Source organism: Burkholderia sp. BE17 (genome assembly GCF_009362305.1).
GTDB lineage: Bacteria > Pseudomonadota > Gammaproteobacteria > Burkholderiales > Burkholderiaceae > Burkholderia > Burkholderia pyrrocinia_C.
This window is the reverse complement of record NZ_WHNU01000063.1, coordinates 1-22324: the sequence shown is the minus strand read 5'-3', so window position 1 is coordinate 22324 and position 22324 is coordinate 1. Positions and strand designations below refer to the sequence as shown.

Here is a 22324-nt window from a genome sequence, read left to right as displayed (position 1 = left end):
TATGCCGCCGCCGCGTCCTCGATCGCTACTTGCTGATCTGCGCGCCCACGCCGAAGTACGGTGTCGACGAAGTCGTCGAGTTCGCCGACGTCGACGTGACGCCGCCGTTCACCGTGCCTTGCACGAGTGCCGCGTACAGCCCGCCCGTCGCGATCACCACGCCCGAAGCGGACGGGTAGGCCGCGCCGCTCGGCGGCGTCGTCTTCGCGTTCAGCAGGCCCGGCGTTGCCTGGCCGTAGTCGAGCGTGAAGCCTTCTTCCTCGGCCTGCGTGGTCGGGTTGATGAACGACGCGTTGCTGCCGCGGATCAGCGCAGCCGTGTACTTGAAGTTCGAGTCCGCACCCGCGTAGCCGCCGTCGATCGCGCCCGACGTGATCGCCGTCGCCGCGCCGAGCACCGCGATGCCCGATTCGTCGTCGACCTGCGCGTCGGTGTGCAGCGGCGGCGTGCCGAGGTTCACGTTGCCCGTGCGCACGATCACCGGCACCGTCGCGCCGTTGAGCTGGCCGATCACCATGTGCGCGGTCGCCGACTTGCCGGTCGCGCCGATGATCGGCAGTTGCGTCTGCGGCAGGATCTGCGGTGCCTTCGTGCTGTCGAAGTAGCCGCCGTTCGCGCTCGTCTTCCACGGATCGCCGGTCGTTTCGCACCCCGACGCATTCGTCGACGTGCACGCGCCGTTCGCATCGAACGTCTCGCTCGAGTTCGATCCCTTCGTCGCGTAGTTGCTCGACGGCACGAGGTGGTAGATCAGCGCGTTGTACGTGCCCGGCAGCTTCGACAGGTCGGTCGTCGTGTTCGCGAAGCCGAGGAACGGATAGAAATCGAAGTGGCGGTTCGGCACCTGGCCGACGTTCTGCACGAGGCCAGGGATGATCGTCAGCCCGTCGTACTGCACCGTCGCGCCCGGAATGCCGCCGCCCGCGACGCCCATGCCGACCAGCAGCATCGGCGGGTTCGCCGGGTTGAAGTCGGCGGCCGTCGAATAGGTCGAGCCGTCCGGCGCGGGGCCCGTGCCCGGCGTGAGGACGAACGCGCAGCGCGTCTGCTCGGCGGTCGGCAGCGTGCCGGTCGGCGGGTGGATGACCTTGCCGGTGATCGTCGTGCCGACGCGGCTGGGCGTGACGGTGCCCGTCTTCAGCGGAATCGGCGATTCGAGCCACTTGAGCGTGTACGTCATCGCGACCGCGTCGATGTTGACGCTGACGATCTCGCCGCTACCGGCACCGCCGAGATACGTGCTCTTCACGATGTCGGCGTTGGCCGGACACAGCGAACCGTTGACGGGCTGTGACGGCGGCGGCCCTTGCGTGCCGCAGCTCGATCCGGAACATTGGGGTGCATTGATCGGCGCGAGCGCGCCGCCGGAATCCCCCCCACCACATGCAACCAGGAAAGGGGCAATGGCAAAGGCCGTTGCCACCCCCTTCGATAAGGCGTGCGACATGCCGCTGTCTCCAATCGTTTAATTGTGCGAGCTAATGTCGCTGCCTTGATTTTTGCTGTCAATTGATGAACTCGTCTAAAAAAGGCGATTGAAACGGATGTCGTGTTTTGAATCCTTGTACGACACGGCATTCAGTAAGAATTAAAACGCGCAAGGGGCTGGCAAAAGCTGCCGGAGTGGGGGATGTGCCACGCGCGGAAGGCTGTCGAAGAGCCTTCCCGCGCACGACGGCAGCGTTTAAAGCGGCGGTATCCGGTTTATCCCTATTCGGGATTGACTGGAGAAACAAGGGGGGAGTTAATCCGCTGGTAATCGCGCAATGGAAAGCTTGTAAATATTTGTAAATGCGCGAACGGGATTTTATTTATTGCGTGATACGGGTAAATAAAAAGCCGGCCAGCGGCCGGCTTTGCATCGCAAGAGAGGATGATCAGCGCGTGAGGCCTGCATCCTCGGCCGCACCGATGTTGAGGTTCATGCACTGGATCGCGGCGCCCGACGCACCCTTGCCGAGGTTGTCGAGGCGCGCGACCGTGACGAAGCGCTCTTCGTTGCCGAACACGAACAGGTCGACGCGGTTCGTGTCGTTGTTCGCCTGCACGTCGAAGAAGCCGCTGTCGAGGTTCGCGTCCGCGTCGAACGGCGCGACGCGCACGAACGCTTCGTCCGCGTAGTACTCGGCGAACACGCGCTGCACGTCCTGCGGCGTCGCGCGCTTCGCAAGCTGTTCGGGCGTGAAGTAGGTCGTCACCGCGAGACCCTTCAGGAACGGGCCGACGATCGGCGTGAAGATCGGCGGGTTCGCGAGGCCCGTGTGCGCGGCCATTTCCGGCAGGTGCTTGTGCGCGAGGCCGAGCGCATACGGGCGCGGGCTCGCGAGCTTGCCGCCCGGCGCCGCGTTCTCGTAGTCGGCGATCATCGACTTGCCGCCGCCGCTGTAGCCGGTGATCGAGTAGCTGTGCGCGGCGAACGTCGGCGCGACGATGCCCGCATCGACGAGCGGGCGCATCGCGAGCACGAAGGCCGATGCGTGGCAGCCCGGCACTGCGATACGCTTCGACGTGCGAATCTTCTCGCGCTGCGCGCGGGCCAGTTCGGGCAGGCCGTAGGCCCAGTCGGCGCTCGTGCGGAACGCGGTGCTCGCGTCGATCAGCGTCGTGTTCGGGTTCTCGACGAGCGATGCCGATTCGCGCGACGCGACGTCCGGCAGGCACAGGAACGTGACGTCCGACGCGTTGATCAGGCGGCGGCGCTCGTCGACGTCCTTGCGCTTCGCTTCATCGATGCGCAGGATCTCGATGTCGTTGCGTGCCGACAGGTATTCGAAGATCTTGAGGCCGGTCGTGCCTTCCTGGCCGTCGACAAAAACTTTGGTGCTCATTTCGCTCTCACTGGATGAAACGGGGGCCCGCGCCCGGAGACCGCCATTTTAAGACGTCATCCGGCGCGCCTGCACCGCGCGGGGCGAAAAAAAGACGGCCGGCGGGCCGCCTTGTGTCCCTTTGATGCCTGACGGCACGGGCGCCGGGGCGGGCTCAGCGGCTGCCGGCAACCCAGCGGGCCGTCGCTTCGGCGATGCGCCGGCCAAATACCTTCCCGGTCTCGAGGTCGCCCGGCAGCGGGCCTTCGTCGGGCGTTGCATCCGCCGGCGACTGCGCGAGCAGGCCCGTGGAGCCGCCGAGGTAGTTGATGTCGTTGCGCGTGGCCGCCTTCGAGTTGGCCGGCATCAGGCTCGTGCCGACCCATACCATCCCATGCTGCATCGACAGCGTGACGAAATATTGAATCGTCGAGAACTTGTCGCCGTTCATCGTCGCGGAGTTCGTGAAGCCCGCGGCGATCTTGTCCTTCCACTTCTGCGTGAACCACGCTTTCGACGTCGCGTCGGCAAACTGCTTGAACTGTGCCGACGGGCCGCCCATGTAGGTCGGCGCGCCGAAGACGATCGCGTCGGCCGCGTCGAGGGCGGCCCAGCCCGCGTCGTCGAGGTCGCCGACGGCGATCAGGCGTACGGTCGCGCCGGCTTCCTGAGCGCCCGCGTGAACGGCCTCGGCCAGTTTCTGCGTGTGACCGTAGCCGCTGTGATAGACGATGACGATGTTCGACATGAAGCGTTCTCCGGAAAGGGACGGGAACGGCGGCCGCAGCGGCCTGCCGCGTCACGCGTCGCCGGCGGGCGGCGCGACGGATGCGCGGCGAGTGATGCCGCGACCGGTGACGACGAGTCTAGCAAGCCGAAATGACGGGAAAACGCGCGCATGCGATGCACCGAAATTCGCGGCGGCCGGCAATCGCGGCATGGCGGCGCGTGGCGCCCGTTGCCGCGGTCACTGTCCGTAGTTGACCGTGAATTGCGCGCTGCCGATCGCGAGCGTGCCGATCTCGTGCTCGAACATCGGCGCGGGGCGGCCCTGCGCGATGCGCAGGTCGCTGCCCTTCAGCGCGTAGACGGTGATCACGTAGCGGTGCGGTTTGCCGGGCGGCGGGCACGGGCCGCCGTAGCCGTCAATCCCGAAGTCGTTGCGCGCCTCGATCGCGCCGATGCGCCGCAGGAAGCCGGATGCGCTCGCGTCGGCGGGCAGGCTCGTGACCGTGGCCGGGATGCCCGCCACCGCCCAGTGCCACCAGCCGCGCCCGGGCGCGTCGGGATCGAAGATCGTGACCGCGTAGCTGCGCGTGCCGGGCGGCGGGTTGTGCCACGCGAGTTGCGGCGAACGGTTCGCGCCCTTGCAGTCGCCGCGGTCGAACACGTTCGCGGCGCGGACGCGCCCGCCGGGCGTCAGGTCGTCGCTCGACACGGTGAACGGGACTTCCGCATGGGCGGGCAGCGCCGCGAAGACGGCGCTGCAAAGGAGGACGGCGAGGAACGGAGACGGGCGACCCGATGGCGCAGGCGGAGTGATCCGGCGATCCACACGCATATGGCGCTTCTCCCGTCACGTGGGCCGGACCGATGCTCCCGGCGTTGTTGGCGTTGTGCGTTGCCCGCGTAGCTGATGGCGGCGATGGATCAAGTCTAGCATTAGGGTTCGATGAGCGACGCACACCGGGGCCGGCGATTGAGATCGGTCATTGCGTGAAGCGACGGACGAAAAAAAACCGCCTGCAATGAAGCAGGCGGCTTTTTCAGCCAGGGTGCCGGCATGCATGCCGGCGCGGCGTCACTCCTGGGCGCCCGTCGCGCCGCCGTGCGCGGCCGACCACTCGGCCGGCGCGTGCAGGAACTTCTCGACTTCGTCGAGCGTCTTCGTCTCGAAGTAGCCCGATGCCTTCGCGACGCGCAGCACGTCCCACCACGTCGCCAGCGCGTGCAGGTCGACGTCGATGTCCTTCAGGACCGACACGCTTTCCTTGAAGATGTCATAGTGGAACAGTACGAAGCAGTGATTCACCGTCGCGCCCGCGGTGCGCAGCGCGTTGACGAAGTTGATCTTGCTGCGGCTGTCGGTCGTCAGGTCTTCCACCAGCAGCACGCGCGAGCCTTCTTCCAAATGGCCCTCGATCTGCGCGTTGCGGCCGAAACCCTTCGGCTTCTTGCGCACGTACTGCATCGGCACCATCATCCGGTCCGCGATCCATGCCGCGAACGGGATGCCGGCCGTCTCGCCGCCCGCCACCGCGTCGATCTGCTCGAAGCCGATGTCGCGCGTGATCGTCGTTTCCGCCATTTCCATCAGTGCACGGCGCACGCGCGGATACGAGATCAGCTTGCGGCAGTCGATATAGACGGGGCTTGCCCAGCCGGACGTGAAGATGAACGGTTTTTCGGCGTTGAAGTGCACCGCCTGCACTTCGAGCAGGATTTTGGCGGTCGTATCCGAGATCGACTGACGATCGTAGCCTGTCATGGGCATTCCTTGGGTGTTGAGCGAGGAGCGGGCGCGGGGCCCGGTGGCGCAGCAAGGGGAACCTGCCCAGGGGGCGGGGGCGCGATCGGTGGGCCAATCGCATCGCTGCGCGCGTAGCCCGCTATTTTACCCGATTCAGGCCGGTTTTCGGCGGAATTCGCGCAGGTTCGCAGTGGCGCTCACCACCGGCGAAACAAACGGGGACCGACCGCCTGCATGCCGATGCCGGGGATGCGGCGCTGCACCAACATGTGTCATGCGCGGGGTGTACACTAGGCGACCCTTAGAAATCGTTCAGTACTTTGTACTTTCCTCTTGCCACCCGCCAAGGTTCGATGGCGTGCCGACCCGGCGCGTCGCGTGCCGTCTCTCAGTCGACCATCCCCTCGATTCAAGCAGACGCGGCCGAAGGTGCTGTGTACTGAACCGTCAAAATTTCGCATGTCTCTCGCAGGTCAATCATGGACGAACAACTGAAGCAGGCCGCTCTCGCTTATCACCTGAACCCGAAACCCGGCAAGATTTCGGTCACCCCGACCAAGCCGCTGTCGAACCAGCTCGATCTGTCGCTCGCGTATTCGCCGGGCGTCGCCGCCGCGTGCGAGGCGATCCACGCCGATCCGCTCGACGCGCAGAAGTACACGTCGCGCGGCAACCTCGTCGGCGTCATCACGAACGGCACGGCCGTGCTCGGTCTCGGCAACATCGGCCCGCTCGCCGCGAAGCCGGTGATGGAAGGCAAGGGCTGCCTCTTCAAGAAGTTCGCGGGCATCGACGTGTTCGACATCGAACTGTCGGAGTCCGACCCCGACAAGCTCGTCGAGGCGATCGCAATGCTCGAGCCGACGCTCGGCGGCATCAACCTCGAGGACATCAAGGCGCCGGAATGCTTCTACATCGAGCAGAAGCTGCGCGAGCGCATGAAGATCCCCGTCTTCCACGATGACCAGCACGGCACCGCGATCATCGCGTCGGCCGCGATCCTGAACGGCCTGAAGGTCGTCGGCAAGAAGCTGTCCGAAGTGAAGCTCGTGTGCTCGGGCGCCGGCGCCGCGGCCATCGCGTGCCTGGACCTGCTGGTGAACCTCGGCCTGACGAAGTCGAACATCCTCGTCGCCGATTCGAAGGGCGTGATCTACGAAGGGCGCGGCAATCTCGATCCGTCGAAGCAGCGTTATGCGGCGACCACCGACGCGCGTACGCTCGCCGATGCGATCGTCGGCGCGGACGTGTTTCTCGGCTGCTCGAGCGCGGGCGTGCTGAAGCAGGACATGGTCAAGACGATGGGCGACCGGCCGCTGATCCTGGCGCTCGCGAACCCGGAACCGGAAATCCGCCCGGAAGACGCGAAGGCCGTGCGCCCGGACGCGATCGTCGCGACCGGCCGTTCGGACTATCCGAACCAGGTCAACAACGTGCTGTGCTTCCCGTTCATCTTCCGCGGCGCGCTCGACGTCGGCGCGACGACGATCACGGAAGAAATGAAGCTCGCGTGCGTGCGCGCGATCGCCGAACTGGCCCAGGAAACCGACCAGAGCGAGGAAGTCGCGAAGGCGTATGAAGGCCATTCGCTCGAGTTCGGGCCGGACTACCTGATTCCGAAGCCGTTCGACCCGCGCCTGATCATCAAGATCGCGCCGGCCGTCGCACAGGCCGCGATGGATTCGGGCGTCGCGACGCGTCCGATCCAGGACATGGACGCATACCGCGAGCAGCTCGGCGCGACCGTCTACCGCACCGGCATGGTGATGCGCCCGGTGTTCGCGACCGCGAAGAAGAAGCAGGCACGTATCGTGTTCGCCGAGGGCGAGGACGAGCGCGTGCTGCGCGCCGCGCAGTTCGTGCTGCAGGAAAAGATCGCGCTGCCGATCATCGTCGGCCGTCCGTCGGTGGTCGAGATGCGCCTCGCTAAGATCGGCTCGAAGCTGAAGGCCGGTGTCGATTTCGAGATCGTCAATCCGGAAGACGACACGCGCTATCACCGCTACTGGCAGGCGTACCACGACATCGCCGCGCGCGACGGCGTGACGCCGGAAGTCGCGAAGGCCGCGATGCGCAAGTTCAACACGCTGATCGGCGCGATGCTCGTGCACCTGGGCGACGCGGACGGGATGATCTGCGGGATGATCGACACGTTCCACAGCCACCTGAAGTTCATCGAGCAGGTGCTGGGCCGCGCGAAGGGCGCCGAGCACTTCGCGGCGATGAACCTGCTGATGCTGCCGGGCCGCAACCTGTTCCTGTGCGACACGTACGTGAACGAGCAGCCGAGCGCCGAACAGCTCGCCGACATGACGATCCAGGCCGCGGCCGAGATCGAGCGCTTCGGCATCGCGCCGAAGGCCGCGCTGCTGTCGAACTCGAACTTCGGCAGCGCGCCGTCGGCGTCGTCGCGCCGCATGGCCGAAGCCCGCAAGCTGATCAGCGAGCGTGCGCCGAACCTGGAAGTCGACGGCGAAATGCACGGCGACGCGGCGCTGTCGGAAGTGATCCGCAAGCAGGCCTTCCCGGGCACGACGCTGTCGGGCGAAGCGAACCTGCTGATCATGCCGAACGTCGAAGCCGCGAACATCGCGTACAACCTGCTGAAGATGGTCGGCGGCGAAGGCGTGACGGTCGGCCCGTTCCTGCTCGGCGCCGCGCAGCCGGTCCACATCCTGACGCCGGCCGCGACCGTGCGCCGGATCATCAACATGACGGCCGTTGCCGCCGCGAACGTGAACACGAAGTAAGTTCGCGCCCGCGTGTGCCGCGCTTCAAGCGCGGCACAATGAAAAACGCCACGGAACCTGCGTTCCGTGGCGTTTTTTTTATCGTGATCCGCTGCCGGCGCGGGCAGGCGTCCGATTCGCGAACGCCCGCCGCGTGCCGTTACGCGACCTGCTGGTGCGACTGGCCGCCGGCCGGCGAGCGCCACTTCGCGAGCAGCGTGTTCCACTTCTGGCGTACCGCGCGCAGGTTGTTCTCCTTCACGTGGCCGTAGCCGCGAATGCCGTCCGGCAGCGCCGCGAGCTCGAGTGCGAGCGGGCGGTTGGCCGTGTTCAGCCTGCCAAGAACTTCGCCGATCAGCGCTTCGTACTCGCCGATCAGCGCGCGCTCGGTGCGGCGTTCCTCGGTACGGCCGAACGGGTCGAGGCCCGTGCCGCGCAGGAACTTCGCCTTCGCGAGCAGCCGGAACGCCGACATCATCCACGGGCCGTACGCCTTCTTCACGAGATGGCCGTGCGCGTCCGTCTTCGCGAACAGCGGCGGCGCGAGGTGGAATTTCAGCTTCCAGTCGCCTTCGAACTGCGCGGACAGGCGCGCGAGGAACGCGGGGTCGGACTGCAGTCGCGCGACCTCGTATTCGTCCTTGTACGCCATCAGCTTGAACAGGTTGCGCGCGACCGCTTCGGTCAGTTGCTCCTGCACCGTATCGCCGTCCGCCAGCGCTCGCTCGGCTGCGCGCACCTTGTCGACGAACGCCGCATAACGCGATGCGTACGCGGCGTTCTGGTACGCGGTGAGGAATTCCACGCGCTTCGCGATCAACGCGTCGACCGCCTTCTTCGTGTGCAGCGCGATCACGGTGGCGCCTTGCGCGGGGCGCGCATCGCCGGCCGCGGCCTGCTTCACGCTCGCCAGGTCGTACGCGGCGCGCCGGCCCCAGTCGAAGGCCGCGCGGTTCTTCTCGACCGACACGGCGTTCAGCTCGATCGCGCGTTCCAGCGACGCGAGCGTGAGCGGCAGCCAGCCTTTCTGCCATGCGTAGCCGAGCACGAACGGGTTCGTGTAGATCGCGTCGCCGAGCAGCGCGACCGCGAAGCGGTTCGCGTCGATGAAATCGACGGCTTCACCCGCCGCCGCGCGGATGTCGTTCTCCGCGGACAGGCCGGGGAACGCCCAGTTCGGGTTCTTGATGAACTCGGCGGTCGGCGTCTGCGCGCTGTTGACGACCACGCGCGTCGCGTCGTGCCGCATCCGCGACGTGCATTCGTCGCCGGCCGTGACGATCGCGTCGCAGCCGATCACGAGGTCGGCTTCGCCCATCGCGATCCGCGTCGCGTGGATGTCGGTCGGCGCGTGCGAGATCTGCACGTGGCTCATCACGGCGCCGCCCTTTTGCGCGAGGCCGGTGACGTCGAGCACGGTTACGCCCTTGTTCTCGAGGTGCGCGGCCATCCCGAGCAGCGCGCCGATCGTGACGACGCCCGTGCCGCCGACGCCGGTGACGAGCACGCCGTACGCGCGGTCGATGTCCGGCAGCGTCGGTTCCGGGATCGGCGGCAGCGCGGCGCCGTCGACCGAAACCGCCTTCGGCTTCTTCAACTGGCCGCCCTCGACCGTGACGAAGCTCGGGCAGAAGCCCTTCACGCACGAGAAGTCCTTGTTGCAGCTCGACTGGTTGATCTGGCGCTTCGTGCCGAACTCGGTTTCCAGCGGCTCGACCGACAGGCAGTTCGACTGCACCGAGCAGTCGCCGCAGCCTTCGCACACCGCTTCGTTGATCACGACGCGCTTGGCCGGGTCCGGATAGGTGCCGCGTTTGCGGCGGCGGCGCTTCTCGGTTGCGCAGGTCTGGTCGTAGATCAGGATCGTCGTACCGGCGATCTCGCGCAGCTCGCGCTGCACGTCGTCGAGCTGGTCGCGGTGATGGATCGTCACGCCCGGCGCGAGCAGCGCCTTCTGGCCGTCGTACTTCTCCGGCTCGTCGGTGACGATCACGATCTTCTTCGCGCCTTCGGACGCGAGCTGGTGCGTGATCTGCGGCACCGTCAGCACGCCGTCGACCGGCTGGCCGCCCGTCATCGCGACCGCGTCGTTGTAGAGGATCTTGTAGGTGATGTTCGCCTTCGACGAGATCGCAGCGCGCACCGCCAGCAGGCCCGAGTGGAAATAGGTGCCGTCGCCGAGGTTCGCGAACACGTGCTTCTCGTCCGTGAACGGCGCCTGGCCGATCCACGGCACGCCTTCGCCGCCCATCTGGCTGAAGGTGCTGGTGCTGCGGTCCATCCACACGGTCATGTAGTGGCAGCCGATGCCGGCGATCGCGCGCGAGCCTTCCGGCACGTTGGTCGACGTGTTGTGCGGGCAGCCCGAGCAGAACCACGGCTTGCGCTCGGTCTGCACGTGCGGCTTCGCGAGCGCCATTTCCTTCGCGTTGATCACCGCGAGCCGCGCGGCGATGCGCGCGCGCACGTCGGACGGCAGCTCGAACTTCTCGAGGCGCGTCGCGATCGCCTTCGCGATGATCGCGGGCGACAGTTCGTAGTGCGCGGGCAGCAGCCAGTTGCCCATCGGCACCGACCATTCGCCGCCGGCGCCGTCCTTCTCGTCGAACTTGCCGAACACGCGCGGCCGTTGCGCGTCGGGCCAGTTGTACAGCTCTTCCTTGATCGCGTATTCGAGGATCTGGCGCTTTTCCTCGACGACGAGGATTTCGTCGAGGCCGCGCGCGAATGCCTGCGCGCCCTGCGCTTCGAGCGGCCACACGCAGCCGACCTTGTAGAGCCGGATGCCGATCCGCGCGCAGGTTTCGTCGTCGAGGCCGAGGTCGGTCAGTGCCTGGCGCACGTCGAGGTACGCCTTGCCGCCGGTCATGATCCCGAAGCGCGCGCTCGGCGAATCGATCTCGATCCGGTCGAGCTTGTTCGCGCGCACATAGGCGAGCGCCGCGTACCACTTGTAGTCGAGCAGCCGCGCCTCCTGCACGAGCGGCGGGTCGGGCCAGCGGATGTTCAGGCCGCCGTCCGGCATGATGAAGTCGGTCGGCAGCACGATTTCGGTGCGATGCGGGTCGATGTCGACCGACGCCGACGATTCGACGACGTCCGTCACGCACTTGAGCGCGACCCACAGGCCCGAGTAGCGGCTCATCGCCCAGCCGTGCAGGCCGAAATCGAGATATTCCTGCACGTTGGACGGGAACAGCACCGGCAGCCCGCAGGCCTTGAAGATGTGCTCGGACTGGTGCGCGAGCGTCGACGATTTCGCTGCGTGGTCGTCGCCGGCGAGCACCAGCACGCCGCCGTGCTGCGACGAGCCGGCCGAGTTCGCGTGCTTGAAGACGTCGCCGGTGCGGTCGACGCCCGGGCCCTTGCCGTACCACATGCCGAACACGCCGTCGTGCTTCGCGCCGGGGTACAGGTTGACCTGCTGCGAGCCCCACACGGCGGTGGCGGCGAGATCTTCGTTGATGCCGGGCTGGAAGACGATCTGGTGGGCTGCCAGGTATTGCTTGGCCTTCCAGAGCGACAGATCGAGGCCGCCGAGCGGCGAGCCGCGATAGCCGGAGATGAAGCCGGCGGTATTGAGACCGGCGGCGCGGTCGCGTTCCTGCTGGAGCATCGGCAGGCGCACGAGGGCCTGGATGCCGCTCATGTACGCGCGACCGCGTTCCAGTGTGTATTTGTCATCAAGCGTGACGGACTTCAGCGCGGCTTCTAGCGACGCGCGTTGGCCTGCGTCTAGCGGGGCATTCATTAACAGTCTCCTCCACCCAGTTTGGGATCACCAAAACTCGACTGCTCCGGCGTCTTGTGGACACGTCGGCAGTGGCCGGCATATTGGCCGGTTTTAAGCGATGGTAGCACTGGGGCAAACCCGCCGCCCATCGGCCGGAATGCGGCGGCGCACCAGGAAAAAGGGCTTGATCATGCGTTACATCATGTAAATGCATGTAAAGCCGGCTCCATCTGCGGGCAAATGCCGTTAATCTTGTCGGCCTGCCGGAGGTGCCCGGCCGCGTTGGTTCGTTTCGACGCAACCGGGGAGGCGCCGGCAGTTTTACAGGAGGTGCAATGAACACACGTCATATCCAGAGTTTCCTGATCGTGTCCGCCGCGTTTTTCGCGATGACCGGCCCGGTGCGCGCGCAAGGCGCGAGCGCACTGGCGGCAGCCGGCGCGCAGATGCGTCAGATCGTGCCGGCCCAGGATGCCGTCGCGCAGCCGGCGGCCGAGTGTGTCGCCGAGTCGAAGGCGAACGCGCGTTGATCCGGTCGCGCGGCCTGCGGGCCGCGCCGGAATGCGAAAAGGGTGGGAATCGTCGGATTCCCGCCCTTTTTCTTTGTGCCGCCGGATCGTGCGGCCGGCCAAGTTGCCCCGGGCCGCCGCGCGCCGGACGCGTCAGGCCTTGTCCTGCACGACGCCGCGGCGGATCTGGTCGAGCTCGATCGATTCGAACAGCGCCTTGAAGTTGCCTTCGCCGAAGCCTTGGTTGCCCTTGCGCTGGATGATCTCGAAGAAGATCGGCCCGATCTGGTTCTCGGTGAAGATCTGCAGCAGCAGGTCGTCGCGCGCGCCGTCGATCAGGATCTTGCGCTTCTTCAGTTCGTCCAGCGATTCGCCGTGGTTCGGCACGCGGCGGTCGACCAGCTCGTAATACGTGTCGATCGTGTCGAGCAGCTTCACTTCCTTGCCGCGCAGGCCGTCGACCGCGCCGTAGATGTCGTTCGTGCCGAGCGCGATGTGCTGGATGCCTTCGCCGTGGTACGCGTCGAGGTATTCCTGGATCTGGCCGGCCGTGTCCGAGCCTTCCTCGTTGATCGGGATGCGGATCTTGCCGCACGGCGACGTCATCGCCTTCGACTTCACGCCAGTCACCTTGCCTTCGATGTCGAAGTAGCGCACCTCGCGGAAGTTGAACAGGCGTTCGTAGAACTCGGCCCATTCCTGCATGCGGCCGCGATGCACGTTGTGCGTCAGGTGGTCGATGTAGGTAAGGCCGTGACCGACCGGGTTCGGGTTCGCGCCGGCGATCGGCTCGAAATCGACGTCATAGATGCTGATGTCGCCGATCGCGCCCGGCTGCGCGCCGTTCTTGCCGCGCCAGCGATCGACGAAGTAGATCAGCGAATCGCCGATGCCCTTGATCGCCGGGATGTTCAACTCCATCGGGCCCGTCTTGTTGTCGAAGCCCCATGCGCCGAGTTCGAGCGCGTGCTTGTATGCCTTCGCGGCGTCCTGCACGCGAAACGCGATCGCGCAGATCGACGGGCCGTGCAGGCGCGCGAAGCGTTGCGCGAACGAATCGGGTTCGGCGTTGATGATGAAGTTGATGTCGCCCTGGCGGTAGACCGTCACGTCCTTGTGGCGGTGGCGCGCGATCGCGGTGAAACCCATCCGTTCGAACAGTTGTCCGAGCGCTTTCGGGTCCGGCGCCGTGTATTCGATGAATTCGAAGCCGTCGGTGCCGACGGGGTTGTCCCAGTTGGGGATCTGCATGTCGTGTCTCCTGTGCGGGGCGATCGGCCGGGGCGACGTACGCGTGTCCGGCCCGGTTCGATGTCGAAGGCGGCGCACGCGTCGGCGTGCGCAACGAATCGGTACGTGCGACAAAGTGTAGCGGGCGGCCGCGAGCGGAAACTTGCGAACTTAATCGTCCGTGCCTACGATGACGCAATTTCCAGTCTCTAAACAATCATTGGAGGGCAGAAGATGGCGCAAGTCGAATTGGATGCCATCGACCGGCGGATTCTCGCGATTCTTCAGGAGAACGGGCGCCTGTCGAACCAGGAGATCGCCGAGCGCGTGAACCTGTCGCCGAGCCCGTGCCTGCGGCGGATCCGGCGGCTCGAGGAGATCGGCGTGATCACCGGCTATGTCGCGCTGCTGGATCCGCAGAAGCTCGGGCTCGACCTGCTCGCGTATGTGAGCGTGCGGCTCGAGAAGCGCGGCGGCCTGGCGCCGGTGCGGGCCGACGAGACGTCGGCGCGCGCGGGCGCGACCCACGCGGAGCTGTTTCGCGCGGCCGTGCAGGCGTGGCCGGAAGTGGTCGCGTGCCACGCGATGACGGGAGACATGGATTACCTGCTGCGCGTGCAGGTCGAGGACATGGCGCATTTCTCCCGCTTCGTGCAGGAGCACTTGCTGCATCATCCGTCGGTCATCGACGTGAAGACGAGCTTTTCGCTCGAATGCTTCAAGGAGACGACGGCGTTGCCGATTCGTTCGGTGCGCTAGCGCGCCCCGGCGACGGGAGGAGGGGAAAAGGGGCCGGGCCCGCCACGGCGGCGGCCCGGTCGGCCGACGTTACGCCGTCAGCGCGTCGGGCATCAGCGCTTCGATGAACTTCGACGTGCGGTGCGCCTGGCGCTTCAGCGCGTAGTCGAACACCGCGGCCTGTTCCTGCAGCATCTCGGCGATGATCGTCGAGTGGTCGGCCGGCGGCAGCGACAGGTACGCATCGGCTTCGCCGTACGCGTACTCGATCCGCATCCCGGATTTCTTCGCGATGTGCATCATCGTCGCGTTACGCGACAGGCAGTGCATGTACAGCATCGTCACGTGCGTGTTGCGGCTGCGGATCGCCGCGCGCTCGAACAGCTTCGAGCCGACGCCGCGGCCGCGTGCGCTTTCGAGCACCGACACGCCGAATTCGGCCGTGCGCTTGTCGCCCTCGGCCGGCAGGTAGGCCAGGTGGCCGACGCCGATCAGTGCGAGTTCGTGGTCGAACACGCCGAACACGGTGTCGCGGCCGAAGTCGATCGTGCGGACATAGTTCTCGATCACGTGGTCGGGCACCATCTGGCCGAAGCGCAGCAGGCGGTCCTCTTCGTCGAGCGAGAGAAAGTGGGTGAGCATCTGCTCACGGTCTTTGGAAGCCAGTTCCCTGACGAGAACCGGCGCACTACCGGCGGTGCCGACGACATCGGCATTGCCGTTCAATTGCGTGTTCATCGTGGGTTCCTCAATGTGTGACCGTACAGCGGGTTGTGCAACGCAACAGCATTTTACCCGACCGTCGGCCCCAGGATTGGGGAAAACCCGTATTTAACCTTATTTATGCTGGAGGATGAATTCTAAATCCGCTTAGTTAATCCTGTATCTATTTGATTTTTAACGAATTTAAAATTCATCATATGAAACGCGCAGCGAGCGGCCGCAGTGTGCCCGTCACGCAACGCTTGCTGCTGTGCGGCAATCAGGGCGCCGTCGACAGTCCGCGCTCGATCAGGTCGATCACTTGCTCGGCGAAGTCGCGATAGCCGAGACGGCCGCCCGGCTTCAGCCACGTGAACGTCCAGTTGATCATCCCGAACACCATCATCGTCACGGACGTCTGGTTTTCCTTCGAGATGCGGTCCGGGTACGCGCGCGCGAGCTGGCGCGTGAACGCGGCGACGATATCGCGCTGGCGGTCGAGCACGATCTCGCGCTGCGCGTCCTCGAGATACTTCACGTCGTTGAGCAGCGCGACATGACGGCTGTGCGACGTCTCGTATTCGGCGAGAAATGCGCGCACGAGCTCGGCGAACGCGTCGCGCTCGCTGAGGCCGCGCCGCTGGCTCGCCCCTTCGACCTCGGCGATGATCAGCATCAGCCGCTTCGTGTAGCGATCGAGCAGGTCGAACAGGATCGCTTCCTTGCTCTCGTAATAGTGATAGAGGCGTGCCTTCGACGTGCCGCTCGCGGTCGCGAGATCGGACATCGACGTGCTCGGGTAGCTCGTCTGCGCGAATTTCCCGGCGGCGAGATCGAGGATCTGTTCGCGCTGGGATTCGTGGTCGGGCGCTCGGGTACGGGCCATGGTCGAATGCGGAAGATTAGCGGTGCGTAGTGGCCGCGCGGGCCGCGCGCACCTGCGTGGAAGAGAGGGCGGCGGGCGCGTCGTCCTGCAGCTCGAGCCGGCCGGCCGCCGCGAGTTCGCGGCAGCGCCACCAGGCGATCGAGTCGCTGACGAACAGGCTGCCGCGGTCGGCGTCGGCCATGATGCTGCCGACGAGGCGCCGTGCGGGCTGCCAGTCGGTTTCCGCGCGCGCGACGATCAGCGCGTCGAGATCGGCGTAGTAGCCGCTCTTGATCGTGTTGCTGACCCAATAGCGAAGTTCGGCGTTCAGGTGCTTCGCTTCCTGCCATTCGAGCGCGAGGCGGCCGATCCGCAGCACCGAGATCGGCGCGGCCACCGGCCGTTTCCGCGCCAGTTCCGCGGGCGAGAACATCCCGGTCGAGCACGCCTGGTCGGTGCGCGACAGCGATGTGCGCCGTGCCGTGTCGAGGTCGGCGGCCGACAGCCGCACCTCGTTCAGGCGCTGCGGGACGTTGCGCAGGTGGTAGGCGACGCGGCGCAGCAGCAGCTTGTCGCCGACGCTCGGCGCGTGCCACACGACCACCTGGCCCGTATCCATCGCGAGCCGGTCGAGGCGTGCGAACTCGTCGTCGATTTCCGCGTTCCAGTCGGGGATCTGGTCGCCGAGCACGCGCTCCCAGAAGGCGGCGCGCGTATCGGGCGTCTCGTCGGCGCCCTTCAGCGGCCCGACGCCGAGATCGTCGAGCAATCCGACGACGCGCTCGTCGCGTCCGGCTTGCGCGAGTGCCTCGCTCAGCGACGCGGCGGCGGTGCCGCCCTGAATCACATGAATGGTACTCATCGGCCTGTCGTCAACAAAAGAAAGCCGCCGGCCGGGTGGACGTTGCGATGTCCAGCCGGCCGGCGGCCCCTAGTGTAAGCGAGATGTGTGACGGCGAGAAACCGTCCGGCGCCGCGACGCGATGCCGCTCAACGCTCGTCGAAGCTCACGACGACCTTGTCGCTGATCGGATGGCACTGGCACGTGAGCACGAAACCGTCCTTCACTTCGTGCGCCTCGAGTGTGTAGTTCTTCTCCATCCGCACTTCGCCCTCGATCACTTTCGCGCGGCAGGTGCAGCACACGCCGCCCTTGCACGCGTACGGCAGCGCGAGCCCCGCGCGCAGGCCGACATCGAGCAGGCTCACGCCTTCGTACGGCAGGCGCAGCTTGCGCTTCTTGCCGTCGAGCACGATTTCCAGGTCGGCGGCCGGCGTCTGGTCGGTGATCTCGACGACCGGCGCGCCGGCCTGCGGCAGCGGCGTGCCGAAGCGCTCGACATGCACCTTCGCCTGCGGCACGCCGGCCGCCTTCAGCGCGGCTTCGGCCGCATCCATCATCGGCGCGGGGCCGCAGATGAACGCCTCGTCGATCGCGTCGGCCGGCATCAGCGTAGCGAGGAATTCCGCGCATTTGGCCTGATCGAGCACGCCGTTGAACAGTTCGACGTCCTGCTGGTCGTCCGACAGCACGTGATAGAGGACGAAGCGGTTCATGTAGCGGTTCTTCAGGTCCTCGAGCTCCTCCGCGAACATGATCGCGTCGACGCTGCGGTTGCCGTAGATCAGCGTGAACGTGCTGCGCGGCTCGACTTCGAGCGTCGTCTTCACGATCGCGAGCACGGGCGTGATCCCCGAGCCGCCGGAAAACGCGACGTACTGCTTGCCGTGGTCGGCGTTCAGGTGCGTGAAGAAGCGGCCGTCCGGCGTCATCACGTCGATCGTGTGGCCCGGCTTCAGCGTATCGAACGCGAAATTCGAGAAGCGGCCACCGCGCACGCGCTTGATGCCGATGCGCAGTTCGCCGTCGCGGTCGTAGTCCGTCGTGCCGACGCAGATCGAATACGAGCGGCGCGTCTCCTCGCCGTCGATGTGGGTCTTCAGCGTGACGAACTGGCCCTGTGTGAAGCGGTAAGCATCGCGCAGCTCGGGCGGCACGTCGAAGGAGACGGTGACGGCGTCGGCGGTCTCGGGCCGCACGTCGCGGATACGCAGCGGATGAAATTGCGGGGTCGCCATATTCAGTAGGGTTTGAAGTAGTCGAAGGGTTCGCGGCAGTCGACGCAGCGATACAGCGCCTTGCAGGCCGTGGACGCGAATTGCGCGAGACGTTCGGTGCGGGCGGAGCCGCAGCGCGGGCAGGCCGGCGCCGCGACCGGTCGCGGCACGAAGCGCACGACGCTTTCCCGCGGCGCGGCGCTGCCGCACTGGCCGACTGGCGGCGCGATGCCGTACGCGCGCAGCTTGTCGCGCGCTTCCTGCGTGATCCAGTCAGTCGTCCACGCGGGCGCGAGCACCGTCTCGATCCGGTGCGGCGGGAGGCCGGCCGCCTGCAGTGCGGCGGCGACATCCTCGGCGATCTGCGACATGGCCGGGCAGCCCGAGTAGGTCGGCGTGATCACGACTTCGAGCAGGCCGTCGTCCGCGCGGCGGACGTCGCGCAGGATGCCGAGCTCGCGGATCGACACGACCGGAATCTCGGGGTCGGGCACGGCTTCGAGCACATCCCATGCGCGGGCGAGCAGCGGATCGTCGTGACGCGCGGCGGGTGCGGCGTCGGCGGGTGCGGCGGTCTGGACGGACATCGTCGGGCTCCGTGGCGTTGGCCGGTTACCAGGTCGCGCCGGGGTGCTGGCGCGCGAGGCTCTGCATTTCCGCGAGCAGGTAACCCATGTGCTCCGAGTGTTCGCCCTGCTTGCCGGTCGTCACATGCATCACGGGCGCCGGCAGCGTGAGCGTCGCCTCGGCGAGCGCATCGTCCACGTCCGCGCGCCATGCGGCTTCGATCGCGGCCGGCGCCGGGCCGATGCCCGGTGCGGCGACCGCGTCGTCGATCGCATCGGCTGCGAAGAATTCGCGCGTGTACGGGGTCAGGTAGTCGAGCGCATCCTGCGCGCGACGGTGCGATTCGTCGGTGCCGTCGCCGAGGCGAACGAGCCACTCGCGTGCGTGCTGCACGTGATAGCGGGTTTCCTTCAACGATTTCGCGGCGATCGCGGCGAGCTGCGTGTCGGTCGACGTTTCCAGCGCGGTCCACACGTGCAGCATCAGCGCTGAATAGAGGAAGTTGCGCACGATCGTCACCGCGTAGTCCTTGTCGGCGTGTGCGGTGCCGGAGACCGGGCCGTAGTGCGGCAGCTCGGCGAGCGTGAAGTTCGCGAACTCGCGCTCGGTACGGAAGTACGCGTAGTCGTCCTCCGTCTTCGTCGCGCCGGTGAGCTGGCGCTCGAGTTCGGCCGCGTGCGTATACAGCATGCGCGCCTGGCCGATGAGGTCGAGGCTCATGTTGGTGAGCGCGATGTCTTCCTCGAGGATCGGGCCGTGGCCGCACCATTCGGCATTGCGCTGACCGAGGATCAGCGCGTTGTCCGCGAGGCGCAGCACGTAGGAAAGGTGTTCGGGCGTGATCGTCATGGCGCGGGCGTTACATGTGGTTGACTTCGTCGGGCAGCGTGTAGAACGTCGGATGACGGTAGATCTTGTCGCCCGCCGGCTCGAACAGTTCGGCCTTCTCGTTCGGATCCGATGCGGTGATCGCCGACGACGGCACCACCCAGATGCTCACGCCTTCCTGGCGGCGCGTGTAGACGTCGCGCGCCATGCGCAGCGCCATCGACGCGTCGGCGGCGTGCAGGCTGCCGCAATGCTTGTGGTCGAGGCCTTGCTTGCTGCGCACGAACACTTCCCAGATCGGCCATTCCTTGTTCATCACTTTCTCCTGATTCCTGAATTCGATGGTGCCGCTCAGGCGGCGTGCTGTTCGGCGCGGGCGCGGCGCTTCGCTTCGTGCGCGAGCGCGGCTTCGCGCACCCATGCGCCGTCCTCGTGCGCTTTAACGCGGGTCGCGAGGCGTTCCTTGTTGCACGGGCCGTCGCCGTTGACCACGCGCCAGAATTCGTCCCAGTCGATCGTGCCGTAGTCATGGTGGCCGCGCGCGTCGTTCCACTTCAGGTCGGGATCGGGCAGCGTGACGCCGAGCACCTTCGCCTGGTCGACCGTCGCATCGACGAACTTCTGCCGCAGGTCGTCGTTCGAGATCCGCTTGATGCCCCATTTCGCGGACTGGCTGCTGTGGACCGAATCGGCGTCGCTCGGGCCGAACATCATCAGCACCGGCCACCACCAGCGGTTCACGGCCTGCTGGACCATCGCACGCTGCGCGTCGCTGCCCTTCATCATCGACAGCAGCGCGTCGAAACCCTGGCGCTGGTGGAACGACTCTTCCTTGCACACGCGGATCATTGCGCGCGCGTACGGGCCGTACGTGCAGCGGCACAGCGGGATCTGGTTCATGATCGCGGCGCCGTCGACGAGCCAGCCGATCACGCCGACGTCCGCCCAGGTCGGCGTCGGGTAGTTGAAGATGCTCGAGTATTTCGCCTTGCCTGCGTGCAGCGCGTCGATCAGCGAATCGCGCGACACGCCGAGCGTTTCGACCGCGCTATAAAGATAGAGGCCGTGGCCGGCTTCGTCCTGGACCTTTGCGAGCAGGATCGCCTTGCGCTTCAGGCTCGGCGCGCGCGAGATCCAGTTGCCTTCCGGCAGCATGCCGACGACTTCCGAATGCGCGTGCTGCGAGATCTGGCGAACCAGCGTCTTGCGATAGGCGTCGGGCATCCAGTCTTGCGGTTCGATCTTGCCGTCCGCGGCCATCACCGCATCGAACCGCGCCTGCTCGGGCGACTCGGCTGCGGCGTCGAGCGGCGCGACGTTGCCGGGGATGTCGAGGGATTGCGTGTACATGGCGAGATTCTCGTCCGGTTGAATGTGTGCGCAGTATAAACCAACCGACCGGTCGGTTAATAAATTTCTTGCGGATTTGCGGCGAGACTCGGGTAAACGTGGGACGTCGGGGCGCGATCAGGCTGCACGAGCGCGGACCGCCGCGTGAGTCCCGCGTCTTCTGCGGCACAATGCCCGCTTTCCGATGAGGATTTTGCCGATGTCATTCCGAAGCAGTTTCGCCGCGGCCGCGCTGGGCGCGGCCGTTTTCGTGTCGCCGCTCGCGGCTTCGGCCGCGCCGGCCGGATGGGTCGCCGCGTGGGCGACCGCGTTGCAGCCGATTCCCGACCTTGCCGCCCCGCCGCCGCTCTATCGCGCACCCGACGTGGCCGGGCGGACCGTACGCCAGATCGTCTACCCGACGGTGTCGGGGCGGGCGGCGCGAATTCGCATGAGCAACGCATACGGTCACGCACCGCTGGTCGTCGAGGCGGCGAGCCTCGCACGTGCCGGCGACGGCGCTGCGCTCGCCGGCGGCGCGGCCGTGCCGGTCCGGTTCGGCGGCAAGGCGTCGGTCACGCTCGCGCCGGGCCAGGAACTCGAAAGCGATCCGGTTGCGGTCGACGTGGCGGCGGGGCAACCGTATGCCATCAGTCTCCAGATGGGACCGAATCAACGGATGATGGTCTGGCACCGCGTGTCGAACCAGTTCAACTATGTCTCTGCGCCGGGCGATCATGTGAGCGATCCGGGCGCAGCCACGTTCCGTACCCGTTTTACCCAGTATGCGTGGGTGACTGAGCTGGCCGTCGAGGCCGGCTCCGCGCGCGGCAGCGTAGCCGCGATCGGCGATTCGATCACCGACGGGCTGCGCTCGAGCGTGAATCGGAACCGCCGCTGGCCGGACGCGCTGGCGCGTCGGTTGACGGCGTCGGGCGCCGATTCGATCGGCATCGTGAATCTGGGCATCAGCGGGAACCGGCTGCTCAGCGATTCGGCGTGCTACGGCACGTCGCTGGCGTCGCGGTTCGAGCGTGATGCGCTGTCGCGCTCGGGCGTGAAGGCCGCGGTCGTGCTGATCGGGATCAACGACATCAACTTCGCGGCGATGCCGCCGCACGCGGGGCTCGATTGCGACCATCCGCACACGCAGGTCACGGCCGCGTCGCTGATCGACGGCTATCGTCGGCTGATCGACGCGGCACACCGCCGGGGCGTGAAGGTCTTCGGCGCGACGCTCACGCCGGCCGGGTTGCCGGCGGGGCGCGAGGCGATCCGGCTCGAGGTGAACCGGTGGATCCGGAGTGGTGGCGGGTTCGACGGCGTGGTCGACTTCGATGCGGTGCTGCGCGATCCGGCACGCCTGAGCGTGCTGCAGCGTCGATACGACAGCGGCGACGGCATCCATCCGAGCGATGCGGGCTACACGGCAATGGCCGACGCGGTACCGGTCGAGCAGTTGCAGGCTGCCGTGGGCGGCAAGTGACGCGCTCCTATATATAGAGGAAGCGTTGCCGGCGGCCTGCACGCGAACTGCAACACCCGGCCCATTCTGTTCAAAGCCACCGTGCGCGCGAGCGCACGGTGGCTTTTTCAAAATAATTTCACAAAGGGGCTTGCGGAGACGGTGGCGGGTGCATAGAATCACGCCTCTTTCGCGCTAACGGAAACGCGGCGCGGGAGAGGGGAAGCGAAGTCGGTGGTGTGCAGCAGGTTGGGCGCACGGCTGACGCAGGAAGATGGACCCCGCAGTCGCAAC

19 protein-coding genes are annotated in these 22324 nt (G+C 66.4%); 4 read left to right on the top strand and 15 right to left on the bottom strand.

Annotated features, from left to right (window positions below):
- Nucleotides 1-25: 25 nt before the first annotated feature.
- From GD429_RS37205 to GD429_RS37185, 5 genes are all read right to left on the bottom strand, one after another.
- Complete coding sequence (locus tag GD429_RS37205; protein ID WP_152864822.1) at nt 26-1447, bottom strand: DUF2957 domain-containing protein; 1422 nt, start codon at nt 1445-1447, stop codon at nt 26-28.
- A 430-nt stretch (nt 1448-1877) separates the two neighbouring features.
- The gene (gene argC / locus GD429_RS37200; protein ID WP_152864820.1) at nt 1878-2828 is read right to left on the bottom strand and encodes an N-acetyl-gamma-glutamyl-phosphate reductase; all 951 of its coding nucleotides are present in this window, start codon (nt 2826-2828) and stop codon (nt 1878-1880) included.
- A 154-nt stretch (nt 2829-2982) separates the two neighbouring features.
- Entirely contained in the window at nt 2983-3555 is a 573-nt protein-coding gene (locus tag GD429_RS37195; RefSeq protein WP_152864818.1) for a flavodoxin family protein, read from the bottom strand.
- A gap of 219 nt (nt 3556-3774) precedes the next feature.
- A complete protein-coding gene (locus GD429_RS37190; RefSeq protein WP_152864816.1) occupies nt 3775-4368 on the bottom strand; it encodes a YbhB/YbcL family Raf kinase inhibitor-like protein in 594 nt (197 codons plus the stop codon).
- A gap of 240 nt (nt 4369-4608) precedes the next feature.
- On the bottom strand, nt 4609-5295 hold the full coding sequence (locus GD429_RS37185) for an orotate phosphoribosyltransferase (RefSeq protein ID WP_034183954.1): 687 nt from the start codon (nt 5293-5295) through the stop codon (nt 4609-4611).
- Nucleotides 5296-5756: 461 nt separating this feature from the next.
- Between GD429_RS37185 and GD429_RS37180 the strand changes: the two genes are divergently transcribed.
- Nucleotides 5757-8027 carry an NADP-dependent malic enzyme gene (locus GD429_RS37180; protein ID WP_152864814.1) on the top strand — a complete coding sequence of 757 codons (2271 nt, stop codon included), beginning with the start codon at nt 5757-5759 and terminating at the stop codon, nt 8025-8027.
- A 139-nt stretch (nt 8028-8166) separates the two neighbouring features.
- Here GD429_RS37180 and GD429_RS37170 read toward each other — a convergent pair whose 3' ends face one another.
- Entirely contained in the window at nt 8167-11757 is a 3591-nt protein-coding gene (locus GD429_RS37170) for an indolepyruvate ferredoxin oxidoreductase family protein (protein WP_152864812.1), read from the bottom strand.
- A gap of 317 nt (nt 11758-12074) precedes the next feature.
- Between GD429_RS37170 and GD429_RS37165 the strand changes: the two genes are divergently transcribed.
- Nucleotides 12075-12269, top strand: a complete 195-nt coding sequence (locus GD429_RS37165) for a hypothetical protein (protein WP_152864810.1) — start codon at nt 12075-12077, stop codon at nt 12267-12269.
- 132 nt (nt 12270-12401) lie between these two features.
- On the opposite strand, the gene hppD is transcribed toward GD429_RS37165, so the two are convergent.
- Nucleotides 12402-13499: a 4-hydroxyphenylpyruvate dioxygenase gene (hppD, locus tag GD429_RS37160; protein WP_034183958.1), complete on the bottom strand. Its 1098-nt coding sequence runs from the start codon at nt 13497-13499 to the stop codon at nt 12402-12404.
- A gap of 213 nt (nt 13500-13712) precedes the next feature.
- On the opposite strand from hppD, the gene GD429_RS37155 reads away from it, so the two are divergent.
- Nucleotides 13713-14237 carry an Lrp/AsnC family transcriptional regulator gene (locus tag GD429_RS37155; protein ID WP_152864808.1) on the top strand — a complete coding sequence of 175 codons (525 nt, stop codon included), beginning with the start codon at nt 13713-13715 and terminating at the stop codon, nt 14235-14237.
- Between the two features lie 69 nt (nt 14238-14306).
- Here the strand turns inward: GD429_RS37155 and GD429_RS37150 are convergent, their stop codons facing one another.
- From GD429_RS37150 to paaA, 8 genes are all read right to left on the bottom strand, one after another.
- Complete coding sequence (locus GD429_RS37150; RefSeq protein WP_152864806.1) at nt 14307-14954, bottom strand: GNAT family N-acetyltransferase; 648 nt, start codon at nt 14952-14954, stop codon at nt 14307-14309.
- Between the two features lie 244 nt (nt 14955-15198).
- Nucleotides 15199-15804 carry a TetR/AcrR family transcriptional regulator gene (locus GD429_RS37145; RefSeq protein WP_152864803.1) on the bottom strand — a complete coding sequence of 202 codons (606 nt, stop codon included), beginning with the start codon at nt 15802-15804 and terminating at the stop codon, nt 15199-15201.
- 16 nt (nt 15805-15820) lie between these two features.
- Entirely contained in the window at nt 15821-16645 is an 825-nt protein-coding gene (locus tag GD429_RS37140; protein WP_152864801.1) for a DUF1835 domain-containing protein, read from the bottom strand.
- Between the two features lie 128 nt (nt 16646-16773).
- On the bottom strand, nt 16774-17862 hold the full coding sequence (paaE, locus tag GD429_RS37135; RefSeq protein ID WP_152864799.1) for a 1,2-phenylacetyl-CoA epoxidase subunit PaaE: 1089 nt from the start codon (nt 17860-17862) through the stop codon (nt 16774-16776).
- Nucleotides 17863-17864: 2 nt separating this feature from the next.
- Nucleotides 17865-18428, bottom strand: coding sequence for a 1,2-phenylacetyl-CoA epoxidase subunit PaaD (gene paaD, locus GD429_RS37130; RefSeq protein WP_152864797.1), 564 nt, complete (start codon nt 18426-18428; stop codon nt 17865-17867).
- A 25-nt stretch (nt 18429-18453) separates the two neighbouring features.
- On the bottom strand, nt 18454-19257 hold the full coding sequence (paaC, locus tag GD429_RS37125) for a 1,2-phenylacetyl-CoA epoxidase subunit PaaC (protein ID WP_152864795.1): 804 nt from the start codon (nt 19255-19257) through the stop codon (nt 18454-18456).
- Nucleotides 19258-19267: 10 nt separating this feature from the next.
- Nucleotides 19268-19552, bottom strand: a complete 285-nt coding sequence (gene paaB, locus GD429_RS37120; RefSeq protein WP_010092957.1) for a 1,2-phenylacetyl-CoA epoxidase subunit PaaB — start codon at nt 19550-19552, stop codon at nt 19268-19270.
- A 35-nt stretch (nt 19553-19587) separates the two neighbouring features.
- Nucleotides 19588-20586, bottom strand: coding sequence for a 1,2-phenylacetyl-CoA epoxidase subunit PaaA (paaA, locus tag GD429_RS37115; protein ID WP_034183965.1), 999 nt, complete (start codon nt 20584-20586; stop codon nt 19588-19590).
- 199 nt (nt 20587-20785) lie between these two features.
- On the opposite strand from paaA, the gene GD429_RS37110 reads away from it, so the two are divergent.
- The gene (locus tag GD429_RS37110; protein ID WP_152864793.1) at nt 20786-22051 is read left to right on the top strand and encodes an SGNH/GDSL hydrolase family protein; all 1266 of its coding nucleotides are present in this window, start codon (nt 20786-20788) and stop codon (nt 22049-22051) included.
- Nucleotides 22052-22324: the final 273 nt, after the last annotated feature.

Coding starts and splice junctions, on each gene's coding strand:
- argC (WP_152864820.1), bottom strand. CDS start 2,828: ATGAGCACCAAAGTTTTTGTCGACGGCCAGGAAGGCACGACCGGCCTC.
- GD429_RS37190 (WP_152864816.1), bottom strand. CDS start 4,368: ATGCGTGTGGATCGCCGGATCACTCCGCCTGCGCCATCGGGTCGCCCG.
- paaA (WP_034183965.1), bottom strand. CDS start 20,586: ATGTACACGCAATCCCTCGACATCCCCGGCAACGTCGCGCCGCTCGAC.
- GD429_RS37185 (WP_034183954.1), bottom strand. CDS start 5,295: ATGACAGGCTACGATCGTCAGTCGATCTCGGATACGACCGCCAAAATC.
- paaC (WP_152864795.1), bottom strand. CDS start 19,257: ATGACGATCACGCCCGAACACCTTTCCTACGTGCTGCGCCTCGCGGAC.
- GD429_RS37150 (WP_152864806.1), bottom strand. CDS start 14,954: ATGAACACGCAATTGAACGGCAATGCCGATGTCGTCGGCACCGCCGGT.
- GD429_RS37145 (WP_152864803.1), bottom strand. CDS start 15,804: ATGGCCCGTACCCGAGCGCCCGACCACGAATCCCAGCGCGAACAGATC.
- hppD (WP_034183958.1), bottom strand. CDS start 13,499: ATGCAGATCCCCAACTGGGACAACCCCGTCGGCACCGACGGCTTCGAA.
- GD429_RS37165 (WP_152864810.1), top strand. CDS start 12,075: ATGAACACACGTCATATCCAGAGTTTCCTGATCGTGTCCGCCGCGTTT.
- GD429_RS37110 (WP_152864793.1), top strand. CDS start 20,786: ATGTCATTCCGAAGCAGTTTCGCCGCGGCCGCGCTGGGCGCGGCCGTT.
- GD429_RS37170 (WP_152864812.1), bottom strand. CDS start 11,757: ATGAATGCCCCGCTAGACGCAGGCCAACGCGCGTCGCTAGAAGCCGCG.
- GD429_RS37195 (WP_152864818.1), bottom strand. CDS start 3,555: ATGTCGAACATCGTCATCGTCTATCACAGCGGCTACGGTCACACGCAG.
- GD429_RS37180 (WP_152864814.1), top strand. CDS start 5,757: ATGGACGAACAACTGAAGCAGGCCGCTCTCGCTTATCACCTGAACCCG.
- paaE (WP_152864799.1), bottom strand. CDS start 17,862: ATGGCGACCCCGCAATTTCATCCGCTGCGTATCCGCGACGTGCGGCCC.
- paaD (WP_152864797.1), bottom strand. CDS start 18,428: ATGTCCGTCCAGACCGCCGCACCCGCCGACGCCGCACCCGCCGCGCGT.
- GD429_RS37205 (WP_152864822.1), bottom strand. CDS start 1,447: ATGTCGCACGCCTTATCGAAGGGGGTGGCAACGGCCTTTGCCATTGCC.
- paaB (WP_010092957.1), bottom strand. CDS start 19,552: ATGAACAAGGAATGGCCGATCTGGGAAGTGTTCGTGCGCAGCAAGCAA.
- GD429_RS37155 (WP_152864808.1), top strand. CDS start 13,713: ATGGCGCAAGTCGAATTGGATGCCATCGACCGGCGGATTCTCGCGATT.
- GD429_RS37140 (WP_152864801.1), bottom strand. CDS start 16,645: ATGAGTACCATTCATGTGATTCAGGGCGGCACCGCCGCCGCGTCGCTG.